23 protein-coding genes and 1 CRISPR repeat array are annotated in these 23,895 nt (G+C 36.2%); of the genes, 5 read left to right on the top strand and 18 right to left on the bottom strand.

Annotated elements, in window-relative coordinates; translation table 11 throughout:
- Positions 1-17: 17 nt before the first annotated feature.
- The 7 genes from IGJ76_RS01620 to IGJ76_RS01590 form a co-directional block, all read right to left on the bottom strand.
- On the bottom strand, positions 18-1,631 hold the full coding sequence (locus IGJ76_RS01620) for a glycoside hydrolase family 13 protein (protein ID WP_430596692.1): 1,614 nt from the start codon (positions 1,629-1,631) through the stop codon (positions 18-20).
- 346 nt (positions 1,632-1,977) lie between these two features.
- Complete coding sequence (locus IGJ76_RS01615) at positions 1,978-2,541, bottom strand: polymer-forming cytoskeletal protein (RefSeq protein ID WP_067483127.1); 564 nt, start codon at positions 2,539-2,541, stop codon at positions 1,978-1,980.
- Positions 2,542-2,697: 156 nt separating this feature from the next.
- Positions 2,698-4,011: an NCS2 family permease gene (locus IGJ76_RS01610; protein ID WP_067483128.1), complete on the bottom strand. Its 1,314-nt coding sequence runs from the start codon at positions 4,009-4,011 to the stop codon at positions 2,698-2,700.
- Between the two features lie 189 nt (positions 4,012-4,200).
- Positions 4,201-4,914, bottom strand: a complete 714-nt coding sequence (locus tag IGJ76_RS01605) for a B3/B4 domain-containing protein (protein ID WP_067483694.1) — start codon at positions 4,912-4,914, stop codon at positions 4,201-4,203.
- A gap of 1 nt (position 4,915) precedes the next feature.
- Entirely contained in the window at positions 4,916-5,452 is a 537-nt protein-coding gene (locus IGJ76_RS01600) for a GNAT family N-acetyltransferase (protein ID WP_067483130.1), read from the bottom strand.
- An 18-nt stretch (positions 5,453-5,470) separates the two neighbouring features.
- A complete protein-coding gene (locus tag IGJ76_RS01595; protein ID WP_430596691.1) occupies positions 5,471-5,923 on the bottom strand; it encodes a MarR family winged helix-turn-helix transcriptional regulator in 453 nt (150 codons plus the stop codon).
- Positions 5,924-6,059: 136 nt separating this feature from the next.
- Positions 6,060-6,656 (bottom strand): NUDIX hydrolase N-terminal domain-containing protein, encoded by a 597-nt coding sequence (locus tag IGJ76_RS01590; protein WP_067483134.1) that lies wholly within the window; start codon positions 6,654-6,656, stop codon positions 6,060-6,062.
- Between the two features lie 191 nt (positions 6,657-6,847).
- Here IGJ76_RS01590 and IGJ76_RS01585 point away from each other — a divergent pair, with 191 nt between their 5' ends.
- Together IGJ76_RS01585 and IGJ76_RS01580 are read left to right on the top strand one after the other, a co-directional pair.
- On the top strand, positions 6,848-7,555 hold the full coding sequence (locus IGJ76_RS01585; protein WP_071868599.1) for an AzlC family ABC transporter permease: 708 nt from the start codon (positions 6,848-6,850) through the stop codon (positions 7,553-7,555).
- Complete coding sequence (locus IGJ76_RS01580) at positions 7,542-7,871, top strand: AzlD domain-containing protein (protein ID WP_071868598.1); 330 nt, start codon at positions 7,542-7,544, stop codon at positions 7,869-7,871. Before IGJ76_RS01585 ends, IGJ76_RS01580 begins: the two co-directional genes overlap by 14 nt.
- Before the next feature lie 455 nt (positions 7,872-8,326).
- On the opposite strand, the gene IGJ76_RS01575 is transcribed toward IGJ76_RS01580, so the two are convergent.
- The 8 genes from IGJ76_RS01575 to IGJ76_RS01540 all read right to left on the bottom strand — a co-directional run bounded on the left by IGJ76_RS01575 (position 8,327) and on the right by IGJ76_RS01540 (position 17,331).
- The gene (locus IGJ76_RS01575) at positions 8,327-8,794 is read right to left on the bottom strand and encodes a hypothetical protein (protein ID WP_430596690.1); all 468 of its coding nucleotides are present in this window, start codon (positions 8,792-8,794) and stop codon (positions 8,327-8,329) included.
- A gap of 30 nt (positions 8,795-8,824) precedes the next feature.
- Positions 8,825-8,983 (bottom strand): hypothetical protein, encoded by a 159-nt coding sequence (locus tag IGJ76_RS01570; protein WP_430596689.1) that lies wholly within the window; start codon positions 8,981-8,983, stop codon positions 8,825-8,827.
- Between the two features lie 137 nt (positions 8,984-9,120).
- Positions 9,121-10,081: a CRISPR direct-repeat array (repeat unit 36 nt; unit sequence GTTTTGGAAGCATTCAAAACAACATAGCTCTAAAAC).
- A 117-nt stretch (positions 10,082-10,198) separates the two neighbouring features.
- The gene (gene csn2, locus IGJ76_RS01565; RefSeq protein WP_067483143.1) at positions 10,199-10,852 is read right to left on the bottom strand and encodes a type II-A CRISPR-associated protein Csn2; all 654 of its coding nucleotides are present in this window, start codon (positions 10,850-10,852) and stop codon (positions 10,199-10,201) included.
- The gene (gene cas2, locus IGJ76_RS01560) at positions 10,836-11,183 is read right to left on the bottom strand and encodes a CRISPR-associated endonuclease Cas2 (protein WP_075490982.1); all 348 of its coding nucleotides are present in this window, start codon (positions 11,181-11,183) and stop codon (positions 10,836-10,838) included. Before cas2 ends, csn2 begins: the two co-directional genes overlap by 17 nt.
- Positions 11,180-12,046, bottom strand: coding sequence for a type II CRISPR-associated endonuclease Cas1 (gene cas1, locus IGJ76_RS01555; RefSeq protein WP_075490984.1), 867 nt, complete (start codon positions 12,044-12,046; stop codon positions 11,180-11,182). The genes cas2 and cas1 overlap by 4 nt, the downstream gene beginning before the upstream one ends.
- A gap of 4 nt (positions 12,047-12,050) precedes the next feature.
- Positions 12,051-16,034 (bottom strand): type II CRISPR RNA-guided endonuclease Cas9, encoded by a 3,984-nt coding sequence (gene cas9 / locus IGJ76_RS01550; RefSeq protein ID WP_430596688.1) that lies wholly within the window; start codon positions 16,032-16,034, stop codon positions 12,051-12,053.
- A gap of 564 nt (positions 16,035-16,598) precedes the next feature.
- Positions 16,599-16,970, bottom strand: a complete 372-nt coding sequence (locus tag IGJ76_RS01545) for a DUF1622 domain-containing protein (RefSeq protein ID WP_067483149.1) — start codon at positions 16,968-16,970, stop codon at positions 16,599-16,601.
- Positions 16,951-17,331 carry a DUF1622 domain-containing protein gene (locus tag IGJ76_RS01540; protein ID WP_071868594.1) on the bottom strand — a complete coding sequence of 127 codons (381 nt, stop codon included), beginning with the start codon at positions 17,329-17,331 and terminating at the stop codon, positions 16,951-16,953. Before IGJ76_RS01540 ends, IGJ76_RS01545 begins: the two co-directional genes overlap by 20 nt.
- Before the next feature lie 233 nt (positions 17,332-17,564).
- Between IGJ76_RS01540 and IGJ76_RS01535 the strand changes: the two genes are divergently transcribed.
- Together IGJ76_RS01535 and IGJ76_RS01530 are read left to right on the top strand one after the other, a co-directional pair.
- Positions 17,565-17,693 (top strand): methanol dehydrogenase, encoded by a 129-nt coding sequence (locus IGJ76_RS01535; protein WP_067483153.1) that lies wholly within the window; start codon positions 17,565-17,567, stop codon positions 17,691-17,693.
- A gap of 55 nt (positions 17,694-17,748) precedes the next feature.
- Complete coding sequence (locus IGJ76_RS01530; protein WP_067483155.1) at positions 17,749-19,443, top strand: oleate hydratase; 1,695 nt, start codon at positions 17,749-17,751, stop codon at positions 19,441-19,443.
- A gap of 100 nt (positions 19,444-19,543) precedes the next feature.
- Here IGJ76_RS01530 and IGJ76_RS01525 read toward each other — a convergent pair whose 3' ends face one another.
- Positions 19,544-19,975: a GNAT family N-acetyltransferase gene (locus tag IGJ76_RS01525; protein ID WP_067483157.1), complete on the bottom strand. Its 432-nt coding sequence runs from the start codon at positions 19,973-19,975 to the stop codon at positions 19,544-19,546.
- A gap of 251 nt (positions 19,976-20,226) precedes the next feature.
- On the opposite strand from IGJ76_RS01525, the gene IGJ76_RS01520 reads away from it, so the two are divergent.
- Entirely contained in the window at positions 20,227-20,829 is a 603-nt protein-coding gene (locus IGJ76_RS01520) for a sugar O-acetyltransferase (RefSeq protein ID WP_270344452.1), read from the top strand.
- Positions 20,830-20,899: 70 nt separating this feature from the next.
- Here IGJ76_RS01520 and IGJ76_RS01515 read toward each other — a convergent pair whose 3' ends face one another.
- Positions 20,900-22,138 carry a class C sortase gene (locus tag IGJ76_RS01515; protein ID WP_285701250.1) on the bottom strand — a complete coding sequence of 413 codons (1,239 nt, stop codon included), beginning with the start codon at positions 22,136-22,138 and terminating at the stop codon, positions 20,900-20,902.
- Between the two features lie 92 nt (positions 22,139-22,230).
- A complete protein-coding gene (locus IGJ76_RS01510) occupies positions 22,231-23,892 on the bottom strand; it encodes a SpaH/EbpB family LPXTG-anchored major pilin (RefSeq protein WP_429941091.1) in 1,662 nt (553 codons plus the stop codon).
- Between the last annotated feature and the right edge of the window lie 3 nt (positions 23,893-23,895).

Genomic DNA, 23,895 nt, shown 5'->3' with positions numbered 1-23,895 from the left:
TTATCGTTTATTTCTTGTCAAACCTTTAACACAAACGCTTCATAAGGACGCATCGTCACTTCCCCAACAGGTACCTCAGTCAATTCATAGTTGGTTAAAATAATTTCTTTACTTTTTGGAACTGAAAGTGTCTGACTTTGTTCAGATAAATTGCATGCAATCAGCCATTTTTCATCACCTAAACTACGTAAATAAGCAAAAATCTCTGTGGATGTTTGCACTAATTCATACTCCCCCCACACAATAACGTCATGTTCTTTTCGTAAAGCAATCAATTGCTGATAGGTATAAAAAATCGAACTCGAATCTGTTAATGCTTGTTCCACATTGATCGTTTGATAGTTTGGATTCACATGTAACCATGGTGTTCCTGTAGTGAATCCACCGTTTGGACTGTCGTCCCACTGCATGGGGGTACGTGCGTTATCTCGTCCTTTTGTATTGATTGACCGAATAATTTCTTCTTTGGTATAGCCTTTTTCAATTCGTTCATGATACATATTGATGGTTTCAATGTCTTCTGCTTCTGAAATGTCAGAAATCGGATAATTCGTCATTCCAATTTCTTCTCCTTGATAAATATACGGCGTCCCTTTCATCATGTGCAAAAGAATCGCAAACATTTTGGCACTCTCTACTCGATACTGTTGGTCGTTTCCCCATCTTGAAACGATTCGCGGCAAATCATGGTTATTCCAAAATAAACTATTCCACCCTTCGTTTCCTAAAGAAGTTTGCCATTTTGACAATACTTCCTTCAACTTGGTTAAATCTAATGGTGCTAAATCCCATTTTTCTTTTCCTGCTTGTTGGTCTAAGCCAACATGTTCAAATTGGAAAACCATAGATAGTTCATTTCGCTTTGGATCAGAATATCGCTTCGCAATTTCTGGCGTGGCACCCCATGTTTCACCAACCGTTAAGAGATCTTTTCCACCAAACGTTTCAGTATTCATTTCCTGTAAATATTCATGAAGTCTTGGTCCATTTCCTGTAATTTCTTGATCTGGAAGTTTGCCTATCAAATCAATCACGTCCATTCGGAATCCGCCGACGCCTTTCTCAATCCAAAAATTCATCATGTCATAGACTTCTTGACGGACTTTTTCATTTTCCCAGTTTAAATCCGGTTGTTTTCTACTAAATAAATGCAAGAAATATTGTCCTGATGCCTCATCAAATTCCCAAGCAGAACCACTAAAAGTAGAACGCAGCTCATTAGGCACCTGACCGGCAACAGGGTCACGCCAAATGTAGTAATCACGATAAGGATTTTCTGGACTCTTGCGTGCTTCAACAAACCAAGCATGTTCATCTGAGGTATGATTGACTACCAAATCCATAATGATTCGGATATTTCTCTTTCTTCCTTCTGCAATCAATTCTTCCATATCCGTCATCGTGCCAAATTCACTCATGATTTCTTCGTAATTACTGATGTCGTACCCATTATCGTCGTTCGGTGATTGATAAACAGGTGAAAGCCAGATAGCATCAATCCCTAAATTTTCTAAATAATCTAATCGCCGAATGATTCCTTGTAAATCGCCAACTCCATCTCCATTTGTATCTTGAAAACTACGTGGATAGATTTGGTAAACGACTGCGCGTTGCCACCACTGTTCACTCATATTCATTCCTCCTGCACATTTACTAAAGCAAAAAAAGAAATCGCTTACGTTTTTGTTCAACTAAATTAGCTTTTTCGCTTTAAATCTTGTTGATTGAATTGTAGCGTGACTAAATCAAATAGTAAATAGACCGTTTCTTGTCGTTTTTCATTAAAAAAAACAAAAAGCCTTTCACAACAATCACTAGAAAGAATATTCGTGATAAATGTTAACGATAACAATTTTTGAATCAATTAACATCTCTTCACAACACAAAAAAATCCAGAGGACTTCTCCTCTGGATTACTTCTCTCTACCAAGATCACTTGGTGAAAAAGCTAGATGCTATTTAGTTAAATACATCATTTTATTCAGCGACTGTTACGTCACCAGTTACTGATGCACCATCTTCATCTAAAACAGCAGAATCTTTATATTCTTGTTTTTCAAATGTGATGTTTCCGTCAACTTTAGCACCGTTTAAAACAAAGCCGTTTGCTTTTACTTCGATGTTTCCTTTAACTGTTCCGTGAACGATGTTGAAGTTTTCTGATTCAACGATCAATGTTGGAACTGTTACTGTATATTCATCTGTTACTGTATGTTTATCATCTTGTGCATACAAAGCAAATTTACGGTAGATATCGTTACTTGCTTCACCTTTGTCGTGGAATTCACCAGCAACGGTTACGTCGTTATCAAATGTAACGTCTGCAGTGGTTGCAACGATCCAGTTACCGTCAGCACCTAATGCTTTTTCTAAGTCGCTTGCTTTATCACTTACTGATGCACCTGAAACTACTTCTGTTGTTGAAGCAGTGCTTGAAGAAGATGCTGCTGTTCCTTTATCTGAATCTGAGCCACAAGCTGTTAAAAACATTCCTGCTGCTGCCAAAGTTACGACTGTTGTTGCTAATTTTGTGTGTTTCATGATGTTACCTCCAATTGTTGTGAGTTAGTTTTACTCATCATAATTTTACTAATAAAACGCCTACAAATCAATAAATTGTATCTTTTCTTCTGTTTTAATTAAGAAAAAAGCCTATCTGTAAGTTATTTCACTTACAAATAGACCATGATTTATCTGCTAATTCACATTTAAAATCCACATAAAGCCAATAAAAACAAAGAATAATAAATACATGATAGGCGAAACTTCTTTTCCACGTTTGGCAGCAATCATTGTGATTGGATAGAAAATAAATCCTAACGCAATCCCATCAGAGATACTGTAAGTTAATGGCATACCAATCAAAATCAAGAAAGAAGGAATCGCAATTTCCATTTTTCCCCATTCAATTTGGCGAAGTGACTGAGCCATCAGTACACCTACAATAATCAATGCTGGTGCCGTAACTTGTGGTGTTACGATTGCTAATAAAGGTGAGAAGAACAAACCTAGCAAGAAAAATCCACCCGTTGTAATAGCAGTCAAACCAGAGCGTCCGCCCACAGCAATCCCTGCGGAAGATTCTACATAGGCGCCAACTGGCGAAGTTCCTAACAATGAGCCAGCTAACATTGCTGTTGAATCAGCTGCCAACGCTTTACCAACTCGAGGCATTTTGTTCTCTCGCATGAAGCCCGCTTGATTGGCTAAACCAACTAAAGTTCCGGCTGTATCAAAGAAAGTAACTAATAAGAAAGTTAAGACAACGACCCACATTTGTAGAGAATTAATGTCACCAATGTGTTTCAGAGCAACCAAAAATGTTGGTTTCAAGCTTGGTGCAGCTGAAATGATTTGTGTTGGCATTTGGATCAAACCAGTAACTAAACCAAGTAATGTGGTTCCAATCATCCCAATAAAAATTCCACCTGGAACACGACGAACCAATAGAATAGCTGTCACTACCAAACCAAATATAGTTAACCAAGTAGATCCCACGTTCAACGGGCCTAAGCCTACCAATGTTGATTCATTTGCTACAATAATTCCACCTTCACTTAAACCTAAGAAAGCAATAAATAAACCAATTCCCCCGGAAATCGCATACTTTAAATCTGCTGGAATCGCATCAATAATCATCTCACGTAATTTAAAAATCGTAATGATTATAAAAATCAACGAAGCTACAAATACCCCTGCTAGTGCTGTTTCCCAAGGAATACCCATTCCCAAACAAACAGAATAAGCAAAGAACGCATTAATTCCTAGTGCTGGTGCAGTTGCTATCGGATAACGTGCCAAAACGCCCATTAAAATACAGCCCAGCGCACTTGCTAAGGCCGTTGCTGTAAAGACCGCTCCTTCATCCATACCAGAAGCACCCAATACAGTTGGATTAACAAATAAAATATACGCCATCGAAATAAACGTAGTAAAACCAGCTAACACCTCACGTTTGACCGTAGTATTTAGCTTTTCTAGCTCGAAGTAGGAAAGTATTTTTTCCTTCATCTGACATCCTCCTAAAAATCCGAACATTAAAAAATAAGTCCGCAAAAAAATGATTAAACACTAAAACGACGTGTTTAATCATATAATAATTAGCAACATAAGTAAACCAAAATTTAGAATAATCAGCAAAACACGAACATTTTTCAGCCTAAGCTTTCATTTAAGACGATCATACTAACATTAGTTTTTTTATTGAATAACCGTTTCAGGGTTTTCAGCTGTTAACGTACTTCTTTTTCCAGTTATGTTGAACGTTTTCTCCGTTAATTCTTTCAAAGCTTCCATTGCTTGTGCGCCACGAAATGCTTGCTCTTCATTGATTGACTCAATCACCAAGACTGCCTTTGTGGTTTCTTCCGTCAGCATCGTTCGCTGTGCTTCACGCCAATTCAAACACCGACAAATTGCGCCCTCTTCATCAAAATAAATTAGTTCTTCTGGTAAAGCCGGCGCATCATCTAGTGCACCCAAAGGCAAAAATTTTTCGCCACCAACTGCTTTTCCCAGTTGTAAATGACCTTTGATTTTTTCTAGATCTTCGCCCCCACATGGCACACCATATTCTAAAGAAATACTGTTGTAGCAGTCCACTAATGGATTAATTGGCAAAAATTTGCGGCCTTGGCTAACTCGCTTTAATAAAGCTTCAATTGATGAACGTGCACCTTTTTTAGTTTTGAATTTCGTAAAAGCTTTACGCCACTGTGCAATCACTTCATTTTGACTAAATGGCTCCTCCGTTAGATAAACTTGTGCTTTTTTCGCCGCTTGATCCAGTAACTGAGTAAATCCCGGTTCATTGGACAGATCAACCTGATTATTCATTCCTTCAATAACTAGTAGTTCAATCGTCGCCTCCGGAAAAACTTCCCAAAATGTTGTATCAACTATCACCTTTTTCATTTCACTTTTCATCCTCTCCAAGAAGTTCTTTGACAAAGATATAATCTGTTTGTGCATCATCACCCATATAAAAAATATGTTCACTAAAATGAGTAAATCCCCATTTATCATAAAAAGCTAATGCTGTTTTATTGTGTTCCCAAACACCTAACCAAATTTTTTCTTTCTTTTTTTCCTTCGCTTTAGCAATCGCTAGTTCCATCAAACGATTTCCTAGGCCCATACGTTTAAACTGTTTTCGCACATAAATGCGTTCAATTTCTAAAAAGATTGCTGGCATCTCTTCTGATTGTTGTTCATCAATATTAATTTTTAGATAAGCTGCTGGGATATCGGACACCATTAATAAATAAAATTCCGAACCAATCGTAGTTAATTCTCGACGTAACTTATCGATTTCATAAGCTTCTTCCAAATAAGTCGCCATATTTTCTGCTGTATTGAATTCTCCAAATGTGTCTACATACGTTTCAATGCTGATTGTTTGTAGTTGTTGTGCATCGTCTTCTGTTAGTTTTTTTAGCGTTATTTCTTCCATATAAAATAAGATTTCCTTTCAATAAATTCGTTTATTTCCTTTTTTTACAAAATTCCAATCATCACTTACGTTTGCACTCACTTTTTCTAATAAAGTTTTCAGTTGTTGTGCTTCCTCTTCTGTAATCCCTTGTAACGCAACTTGATTTGAATGCTCATTTTCTCGAATGATCAAAGGATAAACAGTTTTTCCTTTACTTGTTGGGTAAAGATGTCTTATTTTTCTATTTTCTTGATCTTGCTCTTTCTTGATCATCCCGTTTTTTTCCAATTTTTTAATGGCACGAGCAGTTGTTGTCCGATCTACTTTGATTATTTCTGCTAATTTTTCCTGAATAATTCCGGGATTTTCACAAATTCGAACCAGGTAAAGATACTGCCCACGCGTCAAATCAACTTCTTTGAATTCAATATTACTGATTGAGTCCAATGCTCGAGCAATCACACCAATATCTCGAAGAATCTCTACCAATTAAACCCCTCTTTTCACTTATTTATTTTCTAGTTTACTCTTATTTGTTGTAAATGCAACAATTTATTTTGATTAACTAAGAGCCAAATCAATCCGCTCATCTGCTAATTGATTTGACTCAATGGTTTGAATTACTTCACTCAAAATAAGTGTTCTCTTGTTGCTGCAAATACGCTAGTTGTTCTCTCGTTGTTCGTTTTACCGACAGTTTAGGTAAGCTATCTAATGCAAAAAAAGCCATATTTGAAGTTTCGTTATTTTCAACAAAAGAACCTTTGATAATCGAGCAACTAAAAATCAGTTTATAATATTGATAGACTTGCGGAATATCTTTTCTCAAATTCGTATCAAAAACACCTAATAAATCATTCACTTGAACAATTAATCCGGTTTCTTCTAATACTTCTTTTTGAATATTTTCTTTTGGAGACAAACCTACTTCGGCATAACCACCTGGTAACGCCCATTCTTTTGTTTTTTTGTCTTCAACCAGCAACACTTTAGCTTCTTCCTTAATATACGCGCGAACATCAACTTTAGGTGTCGGGTATCCTTCATTTCTTTCTGTTAATTGAGCTAGCTCGTCAACGGACTCCTTCCCCACCTTGCTCAGTAGCTCCAAAGAAAGCTTCTTTAACTCTTGATACCGCTCTTTGTCAAATTCATCTTTTCCATAGTACAATCCTGCTTCAGCAATCGCTAATAGCCTGCGATACATCTCTAAATCATTCATACTTCTTTTCTCCTTCCAAAAAATACAATCACTTACTCTCAGTCTAACGCAATCGTTTACGCTTAACTAAATGTTTCAATTTTCTTGACAAAACTTTAGAGAAAATTTCCAAGTATTTATTTTGACACACAAGTAGAAACTCAATAAGTTTTCTGCTATGCTTAGCGGCACATCAAGAAAGGAGAAAAAGGATGAACGGACAATTAGATTATAAAACAGCCATTAAAGATACTTTGCCTACTGTTTTTGGGTATATCGGCATTGGCATTGCATTCGGTGTCGTTGGACACGCTGCTGGTCTTCATTTATTCGTTATTTTCATGCTCTCAGCTTTTGTTTACGCAGGTTCTGCACAATTCATCACTGTCAGCATGCTAACTGTTTCAAGCCCTGTATTATCAATTATTTTATCCACTTTTCTAGTCAACTCACGTATGATCTTAATGAGTACAACCTTAGCAAATTATTTGAAAGAAAATACATTAGCACAAAATATGATGCTAGGAACACTACTAACAGATGAAAGTTTTGCGTTGGGAATGAACAAATTGAATTTTAGTAAAGGAAAGCTATCATTTGAGTGGCTCAATACAGCAAATATTATTTCTTATTTAACATGGGTTGGAGCAACAATGATTGGTGCTCTGATGGGTAACTTTATTAACGATCCCAAACAACTCGGACTTGATTTTGCAATTGTTGCGATGTTTATTGGCCTGCTTTATCTTCAGGTAATCGCAGATCGGACATTACCTCTTTCTCTGCAATTTTCCGTTATTCTATTTACACTCGTATTAATCGTTCTTGGATTAATCTTTATACCAAGTAATTTATTAATTATTGTGGTAACACTTTTAGGCTGTGGATTTGGGGTGATGATGAAACATGTATTCTACTAGTTATCTTTTTTTTACTATTTTAGGTTGCGGCTTAGCGACTTGGTTATCACGAGTCTTACCTTTTCTTTTTATTAAGCGAATGAACTTTTCCCAACCCGTAGCAGAATTTTTGAGCTTCGTACCAATCGTTATCATGTCTGCCTTATGGTTCAATAGTTTATTCATTCAAAACCTGGGACATCTTCCAAGCATTGACTGGGAAAACTTACTTGCTTCCTTGCCAACAGTAATCAGTGCAATCATTTCTAAAAACTTACTAGTAATTGTCATCGTAGGGATGATCTCTTTAGCAGCTCTTCGATTTTTCATTTTATAATAAGCAAAAAAATCCTGCAATCACAGTAAAAAACACTGTATTTGTAGGATTTTTTGTATTAATTTTTATGAATTTTATGAAACTGTCCCTAATATTATTATCGTAAAAATCAGAAATACAATCACAAGAGCAAACTTTACGCTAGAAACGATCGACCTGCAACTCAACCAACAAATGAAGTTTATTTAAAAGTCTCAAGTCTCCCTACTTTGAATCTGTACTCGTTACTTCTCTGATTATATCAAGTATTTGCCAGTGACATCGTATCTTTGTCTATTCTCGGTGAACATTATGTATATAGTAGAGAGGATCATCCTATCAAGCTCATGAATCATGAGTTTTTGTAGCAAAAAAACTTAAAGTAATTAACAAAATTTCACAGTCTCTAGCATTCCCCTCAGATTTGTGCCAAAAATAATCTTTGTACCTATTCAAGACAGTATAGCTCCAAAGCATTATTGTATGGAATATTCAAAAGATATTTCTTCAAAATATTGCCTTTTTTTACTATCTTCTTTAATTTCAACTATTTTTATATCAATCTTGTATTTCCCTTTTTTCAAAAACTGACTATTTTTGTCCTCATCCAAATAAAATCCAAATTCCAGTTTAGTGGCACCAGTTGGTTGCTGGACCTCTTCGCCATCCAAATAAAGACCAGTATAATAATCGAAAGGCAAATAATCAAAGATAAAACAGATTTCATTTGAGTCTAACTTATTCAGGTTAATCATTTTTCCCAAATCTCTTTTATTTGAATCAATAATTTTGAACTGGATTGAACTGTCATTTGCCTCTTCATCACTTGTAGTGGTACTTTCAACCTTATTTTGTAGTAGATTTTCTGTACGTTTAGCGTCTACGAAAAGAAACCCTACGACAAGGATAGTTATTATTATGAGTGTAACAACAACCTTTTTCATAAATACTTCCTTTACACTTTTTTTGCCTATCTATTTGCTAAGTAGCGGTGTAAATAATTCAGTATTAGCACCTAGGAACTGGAAATCGCTTCGTCCTAGCGTGTCACTCTTTCCGACATCTTCTTTACTTGTTTGTGCTATAACCCTCACCACTGGATTTCCTTCAAAATTTTTTGCATCTTCAATCATTGTTATTTTTCCATTTGTTACATCTTTTTTTATTTGATCGTATGAATGTGTACTGCTTGCTTTCAGAAACAGATGAGTTTGTCCGTCAAACAGCATAGCTCTAAAACAGTTTCGACTGGAACAAAATGACAAAAACAGTTTTGGAAGCGTTCAAAACAACATAGCTCTAAAACATAGTTCTGTATTTTGGTCAAAATACTCACGTTTTGGAAGCATTCAAAACAACATAGCTCTAAAACGCAAAGCGAACACGTCCAAATTTTGGTTGTGTTTTGGAAGCATTCAAAACAACATAGCTCTAAAACGCCCCAAGTAACGAAAAGGTATTGAATGTAGTTTTGGAAGCATTCAAAACAACATAGCTCTAAAACGAAAGCGGTCGAACAGACAACGGTCGTTTCGTTTTGGAAGCATTCAAAACAACATAGCTCTAAAACTGGTGGCGTATCAAGTTCACACGTGCAAATGTTTTGGAAGCATTCAAAACAACATAGCTCTAAAACTGCAACGTTTGAAAGTTTAGTATAAGAATATGTTTTGGAAGCATTCAAAACAACATAGCTCTAAAACAGTACTGCTATCTGCGAATTGTGATTGAGAGTTTTGGAAGCATTCAAAACAACATAGCTCTAAAACGATAAATCCTATACGAATGAAAACTAAATAGTTTTGGAAGCATTCAAAACAACATAGCTCTAAAACAGACAAGAACATAGCAAAACCATCACTGAAGTTTTGGAAGCATTCAAAACAACATAGCTCTAAAACTGCCGTAGTAAATCGAGTATTTTTTCGATTGTTTTGGAAGCATTCAAAACAACATAGCTCTAAAACCAATGTAGGAAAAGGCGTTGCCAAATTTAAGTTTTGGAAGCATTCAAAACAACATAGCTCTAAAACTCACTTGCTACATTAGTGTTGTTGTGTGTAGTTTTGGAAGCATTCAAAACAACATAGCTCTAAAACTAGTCATTTGTAACAGTTGCTTATCTGTACGTTTTGGAAGCATTCAAAACAACATAGCTCTAAAACAGTGGGTATGTTGGGTTTACTTGTTGAGATGTTTTGGAAGCATTCAAAACAACATAGCTCTAAAACCTCGGCTCAAATTTTTGAGGTTCCGTAATCGCACTATTCGCCCATAGCAAGGCTTCAGCCTGAATGCTTCATTGGTTTGATTTACTTGTCAAAGAACGAAAAAATTAGTCCTATCTGTTATCTTCTTGTCAAAAAATAATCTTGGTCTAGAATTTGTTGTGCAACTCCCTCAACTGGTCGAGGTTCTAAAAATAATACATCTACATTGTATAAAGAAATATGGTCAATTAATGTTTGTAATTCTGTCGTGGTTAAATAAGAACAAGCATTCACGAATACCAATAGCTTCTTTTTCACTAGATAACGATATACTTGGATTACTTCAATCATTTTTTCTAAAATGGTATCACTTTTCGTTTCAATCCGTATTCCTAAGCACTTAAATATCTCCATGAGGGTCAACTCATCTTCTTCAAGATCTAGCACATGTTCTAACAATTCGTGTTGCATCACTTTGGCAATTTCCATCGACAAACGATCAATTTTGGTTTTGATTTCTGGCTTTTCATTCAGCTGATTTTCTAAATCTGCATAAATAAATTTCAATGTTGCAGGTGAATTTACTTCATACCCCAAGATATCTGTTATCAAAATCAGTTCAGATTCTTTGAGATTTTTTTGATTTTTATCAAACAATTTTAGTTCGCTCATCTCATCATAGCGATAAAACTGTTCAACGGTACGTGCGTAAGTCTTTACATCTTCAACTACTAAAATCGTTGATAAATTTAATTTTAACGATTCATCAAGTAGCTTAAAGTTCAGATTCATCATGTGCTTCTCCTAAAAAAACGACCCTTGCATCCGAATTTCCAATGCAAGTATCCTGTTCTCCTGTCAAATAGATCATTCGTGCAAATTGTTTTTCCGTAACCGTCAAAATTGTTACCAATCCCTTTCTAGGATTATGTTGCTTCAAGCGATTGATCATAGCAGTATTGGCAGTGTTATTCAGCAAAATCTTACTATAAACAGAAAATTGGTGCATAATAAAGCCTTCACTAAGCAAGAATTTCCGAAATCTCCGATAAATTTTTCTTTCTTCTGCAGTTTCTGTCGGCATGTCGAACATCAAAATCATTCTCATATAACGATAGCTCATATCCTAAAATTAGGCGCCCCTTCTATCTCTTTATTTAGTGATTTCACTACTTTTTTCGTATAATCACTGATGATATTGGTCAAAAACATTTTTTTGTTATGATAAGGATAGTTGTTCGTAAACAAATCAAATAGTGATCGCTTGATTACTTGAAATTCCTGATGTCGATTTTCATAAACGATGTGATCAACTAACGGTCGAAATGGTTCCATAAAATCACTTGCTAAGTTGAAATCATTGAACTGATTCGCATGCTTTAATCCAAATTGCGTCATGCAACCTGTTTGAACAACCTCTCTTGCAAACATACTCAATAATAACGTGTAGCCATAATTCAACCCGGCATTGATTGCATTGTCCGCCTCACGTGTAAACTCTTTACCAAACAAGGCATTGAAATAGATTCTTGCGGCATGGCCTTCGCGATTACTTGGATCAAAAATTTCTAACTCGCTTTGCAAGTTGAGGAGTGAAGCTGCTTTCTCTTGAAGATCAAAGCCAGTTAGCAACTGACTTTGATTCAAGATTTTTTGTGAAATGATTTCGGTCCAAATTTCCGCTTTTCTGTTTTCTTCCCATTCCAACTGCCGAGCTAATTGTAAACTGCTATCATGACGTGCATAGAAAGATAACAATTTACCAATAGGCAAACGCTTATCATCGCAAAAAAGAATCAGAATATTTTCATCAATCAAACGTTTAATTAACATGGTAGTTAACGTAATGTCTGTTGTTTCCAGTAAGAGAACATCAATTTCAGACAGATGGATCAATTCTTGTCGATCATATGTCCGAAAAACTAGATGATTGTTTTTGTAAGTCAATTTAGAATGCGTATTTACTACTACTGTCCGCCAACCCATTAACTCAGACCAACCTTCTTTGAGTCTCGTATAATCCTGTAATTGATTGGTTAATAAATGTTGCATCAACTATTTCTGCCGTATTTTTATATCTTCTACGTGGAATAGTCTCACCAAAGAATTTGAAATCGGCTGGTGCGCCTTGTTTATTTAATTGAAGTAACTGAATAAATGAAGAAGCTAGTTCTTTCATATCAGTATCCTGATTCTTTTCATATAAATCACGGACTTTCTTCTTATTTTTTTCCGCATCAATGTATTGTTCAGTGAACTGTAAAATTGCTTCTAGTAATTCAGCAAATTCGTGGCGATGCTCATTCAAATACTCCAAGCTTTTACCACTAGAATCGCTCACGTGTTTCGCATGATATAGCAATTCAATCAGATGCACTGGCAAGACCATTTGATTGCCTTTTTGTGATTCCTCTGCACTTGCCAATAGGCGGCGACGACCATCAGCAAATTGATATAAAGAATATTTTGGTAGCTTCAATTGAACTTTGGGATGGATAAAGCCTTTTTCTTCTAAGAAGGCGACTTCGTCTTGTTCAAACGCTTGACGTTCTAAAATTTTGATTCCGACTAATTGTTGGACAACTTTTGCAGCTTTTCCTTTTTCATGAGTAATAATAACAGAATACGCCACCGTTGGACTGTCAACCCCGCCATAATTGACAGGTGCCCAATTGTTTTTTCTAGCAATCAATTTTTTCGACGGTCCTTTAGGTAAGATTGATTCTTTCGTAAACGCACCTGTTTGTATTTCAACTTTCTTTACAATATTCATTTGATGATAGTTCATCACTTTTTTGATTGTCTTGATGTCTCTTTGACGATTCCAAAGGACTTCGCCCGTTTCTTCGTTAGCTACCATCTCATCACTTGTAAAAAAGTTCATAATGTTTGAATAGAACTCTTTTTTTGCAGTTGCCTTGTTAAGGGCACGAATCGAAACTTTTTGGTACTCACCATAAACAAATTCAGGCTCAAGTTTCGGATAAACTTTTAATAAAGCTTGAGCAATGACCCCATTCAAGTAAGCATCTTGTGCATGGTGATAATCATTGAGTTCACGAATTTTATATAACGAAAAGTCTTTTCGAAACTGGCTTGCTAAAGCAGATTTTAACGTAATCACACGAACTGGTTTTTCGGATGATTGTTCATTGTTATATTTTTGGTGTAAAATCTGGGCAACATTTTTTGTGATTTGGCGTGTCTCAACTAACTGACGTTGAATGAAATGTGCTTTGTCCTCTTCAGTCAAACCGCCGTTGGTTGCTTTCGTCAAATAACTAAATTTCTTTTTACTGATTAGACCAGAAGCCAAAAGTCTTTCCCAAGTAGGTCGCATTTTTTTTACTACGCTTTCAGCAGGTACTGTGTTTGATTTTCCACGATTCATGCTAGAGGTAGTCAACACGCGGTTGTCGATTGAATCATCTTTGACGAAACTTTGAGGAATAATGTGATCGATATCATAGGAAGATAAGTTGTTAATGTCTAACTCATTGCCGGTATACATATCACGCCCATTTTGCAGATAATACAAGAACAAACGATCATTTCTTAGTAAATTAGCGTCTTTGCTAATCGGTTCATCTTCCAAAATACTACTACCTAATTTTTTGATGGATTCTTCTAAATATTTCATGCGCGCTTTCGAAGCACGATTTCCCTGAGCGGTTGTTTGGTTTTCTCTCGCCATTTCTACAACAATATTTGTTGGTAATTCTCCCATGATATCAATGATTTCTTCCACGATTTTTAAGCTTTGTAAAATACCTTTTTTGATCGCGGGGCTACCTGCTAGTTCCTGTACGATTTCTTCTGTGCTCTTGTCATTATCAAAAGCTATTTTTTCGATTTCTTCTTTAAAAGATAGATTTTCATCGTTAATTAATTGCATAAAGTTACGGTTACGATTTTTCGGCAGATCATCATCATCAATTAAATAATCGAGAATCGTTTTCTGTGTTTTTTGGTCAACAATGCCATGAATCAGTTTGGCAGATAAACGTCCCCAGCCTTTGTAATGTTTACGTTCCAATTGCTTTTGTTCTTCTTCAGTCAATATGTTGGAGAACTTTTCTAATTGTTCACGGCGCATTTTACGATCTTCAAAGACAGTCAATATTTTCACGATTTGTTCAAATTGTTGTTCATGTTCTGGTTGCTCAAATAACTCTGGGCGGATCCCCAGTTTGATTAAATCATGATATGTCCCTAAACATGCATTAAAAGATTTTTCGATTCCTTCAACCTTTGGATTTTCAATGCCATACTCATTTTTCAGGAAAGCCTCTAGCATTTCTTTTTTGACTTTTCGTTGTTGTTTAAATAACTCATTGACGATTTGCCGTTTCTCTTTACTCGAAAAATTTTGTGCACGCCCGTTATCATCAATGTATCTCACCTTAGTCAATTCATTGTAAACAGTAAATGTTTCATATAACAGACTATGCTTAGGCAAGACTTTTTCCATTGGCAAATAAGAGTCGTTGTTTGTCATCCGTTCCACAAAGTCCGTTGCTGATTTTTCAATATCTACTTTTTCATTCAGATTCCAAGGTGTGATTTTCCCCATTTCTTTTCGCGTTAGCCAAGCAAACTGTCCCTTTTCTTTAGCCAACGGACCTACATAGTAAGGAATTCTAAATGTCATGAGCTGACTAATTTTTTCTTCATCCAAAAATGAATAATAGGATTTTTGATTTTTGATAATTGCTTTTAATTCTTCTAAATGAAGTTGATAAGGAATCACACCGTTATCAAAAGTTCTTTGTTTGCGTAAAAAATCCTCCTGCTCCATTTTTGCTAAGAAACCTTCCGCGCCTGTCGCTTTCGCCAACGTTTTTTTCAAATATTTGTAAAATGCTTCTTGTGTCTCGTTGCCATCGATATACCCTGCGTACCCAGCTACTTTTTTATTTTTAAATAGATCATCATATTCGTCTGGTAAGTTTTCACGAACAAATCGCTTCAATGTTTTTAGATCTTCTTTGTGATCTGTAAAACGCACAACCATACTACTTGATAATTTGGCACGTGTCGTAGCATCCGTTACTTTCAAAATATTGGCTAGCGAAATCGCATCATAGACACTTTTTGCTGCATCAAATACACTACGGAAATCCTCACCTATCTCAGCAAGTAACGTTTCCAAATTTTCTTCATACTCTTCTTTTGAAAATTGGATTTTAGCGTCTTCATTCAACGAAAATGTTTTTTTGACATTCCCTTGATTTCCAACAATCATTTTGATAAATTGAGCAAAGTCTCCTGTACTTTTTTCTTCAGGAAATAAACTTAAAATCAGTTCTGCTCGCTTCATGCGAGAGATTTTTTGCTCGGCAATCCCGTCTAAATCGACCGTTAAGTCCAATGCTTTTTCAACGTTGAATGTTTCATTATAGACTTTAATAAACTGTTCAAACGTCCCAGAAACAGAAGAATTTTCTGTATTCAGCTCCCCTTCAATCAAAAAGTGTCCTCTGAATTTAATGATGTGCGCTAGTGCAAGATAAACCAAACGTAGATCTGCTTGCTCAGAGGAATTGGCTAAATGCTCACGTAAATGATAAATCGTCGGAAACTGTTCATGATAAGCTACTTCTTCTGCTACATTTCCAAAAATCGGGTGACGTTCATTTTCTTTTTCATCTATGATAGAAAAGCTCTCATCCAAACGAGCAAAGAAATTCGCATCAACTTGATTCATTCCTTCATCAAATATTGTACGCAAATATTGAATTCGTTGACGGCGTCGAGCGATTCTTCGGCGAGTCGTTCGTTTCAATCGGCGTCCTTCAGCTGTTTCACCCTGCTCAAATAAGCGAACACCCCAAAAATTTTTTTTGACTGCTTTTTTTTGTGTATTACCCGAAATTTTCATTTTTCGTTTTATCAACTCATAATCTTCTGTCAGTACTGCCCACCCGACACTTGCTGTTCCAATATCAAGGCCAATCGTGTAATTTTTCTTCATCTTTACCCCTCCCGGATTTTCTTCTGTAACGATCCTTGTAAAAAATAAAAAGAATATTTCTGTTGTGTATTCTCGAATATGTGATAAAATATATTTGTTGGTAGCATTCAAAACAACATAGCGAGTTAAAATAAGGCTTAGTCCGTAAACAAACTTTGGCACTGTATTCGGTGCTTTTTTTGTACTCTTTTTTAAAATATTTTGTTGTTTTTTAGAACAAATAATTGCTACTTAACCATTTTAAATTATACCACTACCCACTACACAAGCAAGCCTTTTCAATGAATATACAATTGGCTATCCATCTTGTTAAAATAAGAACAAAAAAATAAAAAACAAAACCTTTATTGAATTTAAAATAACTTTAAACAAATAATTATATAGTTATTTTTATTCAGCCAAAAAAAGTGAACCAAAACAGAAAAATGTTTTGGCTCACTTTTTTTGATTTCATAGGTTCAAGTAATTCGTCTTGGACTTACACTAAAAGAAACTTCCACTCGTGAAAATAATTCAACCATCTTCATTTATTTCATCTATTAGCTGGTTTCCTTTACGTGCTATTCATTCTTCGTTTTCAGAAGGATGAATAGCACCCAACTCTTCATTCAAGAAATAAGAAATAATCGTGCGAATCCCTACTAATGCCGCTAGTTGAAAAATATCTTTCAACGTTGGTTTGATGATCGACTCGATGATTCCAGCAGAAATAATAATTTCTAAGCTTAGAAGAATGTAGCCACCTAACATTTTTTTAACTTCGGTATTCTTTTTGATTTTTGCTTGCTTGTTTAATTGCTTATCAAATGAAAAATAGAAGAAATCTTTTGCAGATAATACCGCTCCCCACAACAACAATAAGATAGCAAAAAAGTTAAATCCTAAAACGAGGTATTGTGCATAAGATAAGAATTGTTCACTCAACATATCCTTCATCCTTCACTCCCCCTTGCTCGTTTTTTTTATCTGAAATTTCCCTGTTCAAGAAATAAGAAATCACTGTTCGAATGATAACCATCACAGCCAACTTCAAAATGTCTGCCCAAGTTGGTCGAATAATCGATTCAACGATATCCGCTACAACTAAAACTTCTAAACTCAATAAAATATAACTAGCCAACAATTTTCTAACTTCTGCATTGCGTTGATTTCTTTGTGCATAACTTTTTCTTATTGAGTGAAACTGAAACAGCGTTTTAAGCACCAAAAATATTCCTACGATCAAAATTAAAATGGAAAAAATATTTAAAATAAAAATAGCCCATTCTAAATAGAAAACAAACGTTTCATCAAACATCGCTTATCACACCTCTTCCATTCTCCATAACTTTATTGTAAAGAATGCAAGAGGTCTCGTCCAATCAAAACAAAAAAGAATTCTTTTTCATATTGCTTTGATAAATTAGACAGACAATAAAACTTGTCAAAAAATCTTTTTTTCAGCACGCGTATCATTTGGTTGTTTCAAAAATTGGGTCTATCATTTAAAGCATAAGAAGGATGTCACGAGAAATAAAGGAGGATTTTCTTATGAACAAAAAACTAATAAAATTAAGCATTGGTTTAGGTGTACTAGCAATTGGCGCACTGATCGTTGGAAAGAAAACTGGTTTCTTTGAAGACGATAGTCATTTATATGACGAATATGAATCAATCTAGTCGTCCAATCATCATTTAATAGTTGCCAAAGCCAAGTACTGGAGGAAGAATCACAATGAAAAAAAGTAAAGCAATCATGATCGGGGCAGGCATTGCCAATATGGCTGCTGCTGTGTATTTAATTCAAGAAGGAAAATGGCAAGGAAATCAAATCACCTTTTACTCATTAGATGACCATGGTGCAAATGATGGGGCACCAACAGACACTGTCACAGATGAATACTGGAATAAAAATCATCCGATGGAAAACACAAAAGGGTATATCGCTCGTGGTGGTCGAATGCTCAACTATCGAACTTATGTTGACTTGATGGATTTGCTCAGCCGAATTCCATCTGCAACAGAGCCAGGGATGACTGCAGCCGAAGACACGCGCGATTTCGATGCCAAGCATCGGACATATGATAAAGCACGTCTGTTAGAAGGCGGAAAAGGAATTATTGATGGTGGAAAATTAGGATTCAACAATAAAGATCGCTTGCTCTTAACAAAACTAATTTCGATGCCTGATTCAGAAGAAGAAAAATTAGACAACGTGACAATTGCTGAATACTTCAAGGACTCTCCTCATTTCTTTGAAACAAATTTCTGGTTCATGTGGGAAACAACTTTTGCTTTCCGTACTCAAAGTTCAGCTCAAGAGCTTCGTCGTTATATGCACCAAATGATTTATGAATTTACTCAAATCGAACATTTAGTAGGGGTCAATCGTACACGCTACAATCAATACGAAAGTATTATGTTACCACTAATCAATTATTTAAAAGATCAAGGTTGTCAAATTATCTTAAATCGTTTAGTCACTGATTGGGAATTCAAAGAAACACCTATGCAAGATGAAATCACTGTGACTGGTTTAGAAATGATCAATACAGAAACAAACGAAAAAGAACATGTCATTGTTGACGATGATACAGCTGTTATCTTTACTAATGGATCAATCACTGACTCAGCAACTTTGGGCGATTACGAAACACCTGCTGCCGAAAATATGGACTATGGTGCCGCTTCAAGTTTATGGAAAAAAGCAAGTGAACGTTTCTATAATCTAGGAAATCCTGATAAATTTTTCGCTGATCGAGACACTAGTGAATGGGTCAGCTTTACTTTAACAACCAAAAATCATTTGTTGTTGAACGAAATTGCAAGAATCACAACTCAAGAACCTGGCAATGCATTAAATTCATTTATTTCAACAACGCCAATCACACCTTTAGGACATAAAGATGTCAATATGTCGATCGTGGTTCATCATCAACCACACTTTACTTCACAAAAACCAAACGAAACGGTTATTTGGGGCTACTTCCTTTACCCACGTCGTCACGGTGAATTTGTGAATAAGCCTTACATTGAAATGACTGGTCGAGAAATGCTGCAAGAACTGATTGGACAACTCTCAAAAGTTGACCCTGGTCCAGTAAATATCAGAGAAAAAGAAGAAGAAATTTTTGCTAGTGTTATTAATAACATTCCAGTGTATATGCCATATGCTTCTGCATTGTTCAATAATCGTGCAAAAACAGATCGACCAAAAGTTATTCCACAACATTCAACAAATCTTGCCTTTACAGGTGAATTTGTCGAACAACCTTATCAAATGATTTTTACAGAACAAAGTGCTGTTCGTTCTGGTGAGATTGCCGCGTTCCATTTTGCTGGAATCCCAATGTCACGTCTTGTCAAAACACCGCGTTATGATAAAGACATACCAACACTTGCAAGAGCAGCGAAAAAAATGTTTGAATAAATGTTATTTTCCTGTAGCAACCAATAAATCAATGAGAGACTAGGAAACTGTAAGATCCTAGCCTCTCATTTTTTATGCTTTTAAAACCCATCTTCAAACTTCAAAGATACTTTATAAAACGTTTCTGGCTTTTTGTTGCTTGATAGCCTAACTTTTCATAAAATTGATGAGCACCCATCCTCTCTTCACCAGAATTCAGTCGAACCCCTGCATACTTCCGCCGTCTTCCTTCTTGTTCCAATGCAGTCATCAATAAAGTTGCAATTCCTTGATGTCGTGCTCTTTTTGCTACAGCTAAGCCCAAGACATTGAACATCGTTTCCGAATACAATGTCGCATACACTTCTGCGTGAACATAGCCGACTACTTCTTCATTCGAGTCTTCGAAAACGACCAAAAAATGATGCAATGAATCTTGCTGAAATTCTCTGATTTTTTCTTGAACACGTTGTTTGTCTAATTCATAGCCCAGATCATCAGCATTGATTGTAGCTAATGCCGCAGCATCTTTTACTAATACCTCACGTAGCATCTCACTCACCAACTTTCATCATAAAAAACTAGCGTACCTTAATTCACTTTTCGATTCATTCTGCCATTAATTGTACCACCAATAAACATTTGACTTAAGCATATACCTTTTACAACACGTAGATGCGTTCCCATGATACGCGGGTCAGTATGAATGTTCATCCACGAGTTTCTACTAACAAAGTTGTTTGTCTTTGTAATCAGATTATGCTTAACTGAAAGAAAGACCAAACGAAACAAAGTAGGTGCATTATGAAAGAGAACTATCTTGATTTTATTCAATCCGGAAAGATGTACAACGATTTAACTGACACACTGATTCAGACTCGCCAAACAACAATGCGGGCACTTCTGACTTACAACAACCTCTACGGGACAGATGAACCTGCCAGAAAAAAGATTCTATCTGACTTACTTGGTTCTGTTGGAGAATCTGCTTTTTTCGAACTAGGATTTCGTTGCGAATTTGGCAAAAACATTCATATTGGCGAACGTTTTTATAGCAATTTTGACTGTATCTTACTAGATGGTGCAGAAATTCGAATTGGTGATGACGTCTTATTTGGACCACGTGTTGGGATTTTTACTACCAATCACGCAATTGACCCAGAAGAAAGAGCAGCTGGTGCCTGCTATGCGAAACCAGTTTCAATTGGCAACAAAGTTTGGCTAGGCGCAAACGTTACGGTGAATCAAGGCGTGACCATTGGCGAAAATACAATTATCGGCTCTGGCAGTGTCGTTACAAAAGATATTCCCGCAAACGTCATTGCTGTTGGAAATCCCTGTCGCATACTGCGAACAATTACTGAAGCAGATAAAACAGATTATTTCTCCACACTCATGACTCCCTAATTTTACTTTTGTTTCTGATTCATAAATAGATACGAAAAAAAGACTGAATTTTTCCAGTCTTTTTTTGTTTTTATTTATGATATTCTTTCGTTTTCTTCCACAAAATAAATTGCTTATTTTGTTTTTTCAGACGATAGTTGCCAAAACGCTTCACTTTCAACACAAAAACTAACTTCTTGTAATTGTTGATGCTCGCTTTTACAATCTGTTCGTTTGATTTCTCTTTGATGATTATTTTATAGCGTCCCCCTGGCAATTGTTCAAATAAAACGCGTCCCTGCGCATCACTGTTTTGTTGAACAGGTTGTCCCTGTGCATCCATGATTATTTGTTGATTCCAATCAGTAAGATACACAGGTTGATTTTCTTTTGGTTGACCGTCTACAAAAAGTGAAAACGCTAAGGAATAATAAAAATCTTTACTTTTTATCTGATTCCATTTTAGCCAACACCAACGACTAACACTAGCCAAAAGAACCAAGCAGATCAGCCCAAGTAAAATAAACCTGCTGATATGATACGTTGCTACTCGCTTTTCCGCTGATTGCGCCTGCTGTTCCTCATAAGGAATCCGTTTACTTGTAACTAATAAACGATGCGTATTTATCCCATAAGGCGTGCATGTCAATAAAGTCACTAAATCTTCATTTTCTTTGATAGCTAAGGCATCCACGTCAGTTGGTAAAACAACCGTAAGTTGACTAACTTCATATGCTAGTTTTTTGCCCAGCGTTTCAATATAAAATTGATCGCCGATTTTTAATTGCTCTAAGTCGGTAAACAATCTTTTCTCGGGCAAACCACTGTGTCCTGTAATCACTGCGTGTGTACTTTTCCCACCAATTGGATAGGACGTTCCCTGCAGTAAAGTCGCTCCTTTTTCCAGAAACAATTCGTTCGTCTGATCAAAAATTGGCAGACTAACGTTGATTTTAGGAATATAGATGCTTCCAATTAAATGATTATTCAATTGTTGGTTTTGTTTTCCCTCTTTCTTTTGGAAACTCTTTGAGAAATAATCCTCTAATTTTTCAGAACCAATCAGCAAGCCTTGTTCGCGTTGCTGTTGATTTACTTTTGCCATACTGCTTAGCCGTTTTTTTTGTTCTTCTTCTCCTTTTTGGCGAACTTCTCGTTGGTAAGTTTGTAGCCTAGCTTGGTCAATTACATTGTTCAACGAATCAACAACAAATGGATACAAAAAAATAAAGAAACCAATCAAAAACAACGTCAAAGCACTGCCCTTTAAAAACAGACCTAGCGGCTCTTCTTGCGCTTGATTTTTTTCTTTTTTTGTCAGTTTCTTCATTATCTCTCACCTCTTTCGCCAACGTTTGATTAATTAAAAAAATGGGCAACGACAACTTTAACATCAGTTATCATCGCCCACTCTTCATGTCCTTAAATTTCTGTTGGTTTTTTTAATTTACGATACCCACCATAAGCAGCTAGCATTAAGAATGAACCAATTAGCAAGAACAGATAAATTCCGTTTCCACCAGTTGAAGGTAAAGCACCTTTTTTCGTATTAGGAACTTCTACATCAGTTGGTTGCCCAATTTCTTCAAAACCGTTATAGCTTCCAAGTTCTACCGTAAACTCTGTAAACGCAGCAGCCCCAGCTGGTAATGCGTAGCCGTCAGCAGCTTTCACTTCTTTCATGTAATAAGTCCCATACTCTAATCCTTGGACTTCAAATTTCCCAGTGTCTACCAAAGAAACAAACTTAGTGGCACCTGTTTGATCGTCAACCCATTCAACGCTATCTGCATCGTTCTGATAACTACTTAGGGCAGTCCCATCTTTATAGAAAACAGCATATTTTTCTTTTGCTGCATCCCATAATTCAAACTCTGCTCCTGCAAGTTTTGCTTTACTTGATGCGTCATACTTTTCAAATTGACGGCCTCCTGTTGCTACTTTTTCTGGTGGCGTCACATCTTCTGAGTAGTCGTACGCATCACCGCGTCCAATCGCAATTTTCGCCGTATTATCTTGTAGGTCATCCGGTGTGATTGTTGCTGTGAGCTTCATCGCATAATTGACGGTTAATTGTCCTCCACGCGCAGCGGCAAGTTTAGTTAATGTAGTTGTGTTAGCTGTACCATCTTTTTCTGTTAAGATTGTTAATTTGAATCCATTATCTACTTCTTCCAATGTATAATCTTCATTTAAAGTTAGTTCTGTCGTCCCTGCTGTCACAACCAATCCTTGATTAAAATAGGTTAAGCCAGCAGTTGGTTTATCTTCAATGATAAAGTGATTGATTACCGGTGTGCCGTCATCATTCACTGAGTCAATAAAGTAAGGAATCGGAGCAGTAATCGTATAATTGATCAAATGACCTTTTTCTAAATCCGCGTAAGAAACTGTCGACCCATCACTTAATTCGATTTCTTGTAATTCAGAAGGATCAATATTCATGACTTTACTAGACTCTTGTGTTTCATTTTTTGGGTATAAATGGATATCATCATTATATGTGTCTAACCATTGCCCTGGATTAGTTGTATCCGGCATCATCACTGGCATCAACACAACCATTGGTGTTGCCACTTTGGCAATAGCAGCTGGCGAATATGTTTCTAAAAACAGATACGCTTTATCCCGTTTTTCATTAGCTGTTTCTGTAACTTCCAATTGGCTGAAGACGGCTTCACCTGTGCCAGTCGTCGTGACAGTTTTTTCAGCGGTTAACTGGTAATCTTGGAACCATTCACTCGTAAGGTCACTTTGAATCAATTGGATTGCTTCTGCTGAGGTCATCCCATCATCATCCACTCCAACTGTTGTTGGATTGTCTTTTAGCAAATCATAATAGACGTCTGTGACATCAAACAGACTAAAGTCGACACCTGGTAACGGATCACCACCAAAATCATTATCCTCGAGTCCATTGTTAGGTACTTCAGCAGGCAGTGATGAGAAACTACGTTTATGTAGCGTAATCGTTACTTCCTCTGGTTTCGTTGTTACTGCTGCTGCATCAACACTAGTCCCAAATCCTTGAAACAGTGGGGCAAGCATCCCCATAATCGTTAGTACTTTCCAAAATTTTTTCATTTT

Origin of the sequence: Enterococcus sp. DIV0175 (assembly GCF_050529075.1) — a bacterium.
Classification (GTDB): Bacteria; Bacillota; Bacilli; order Lactobacillales; family Enterococcaceae; genus Enterococcus_B; species Enterococcus_B thailandicus.
The sequence above is the reverse complement of the archived record's forward strand: the minus strand, read 5'-3'. Positions and strand labels throughout refer to the sequence as shown.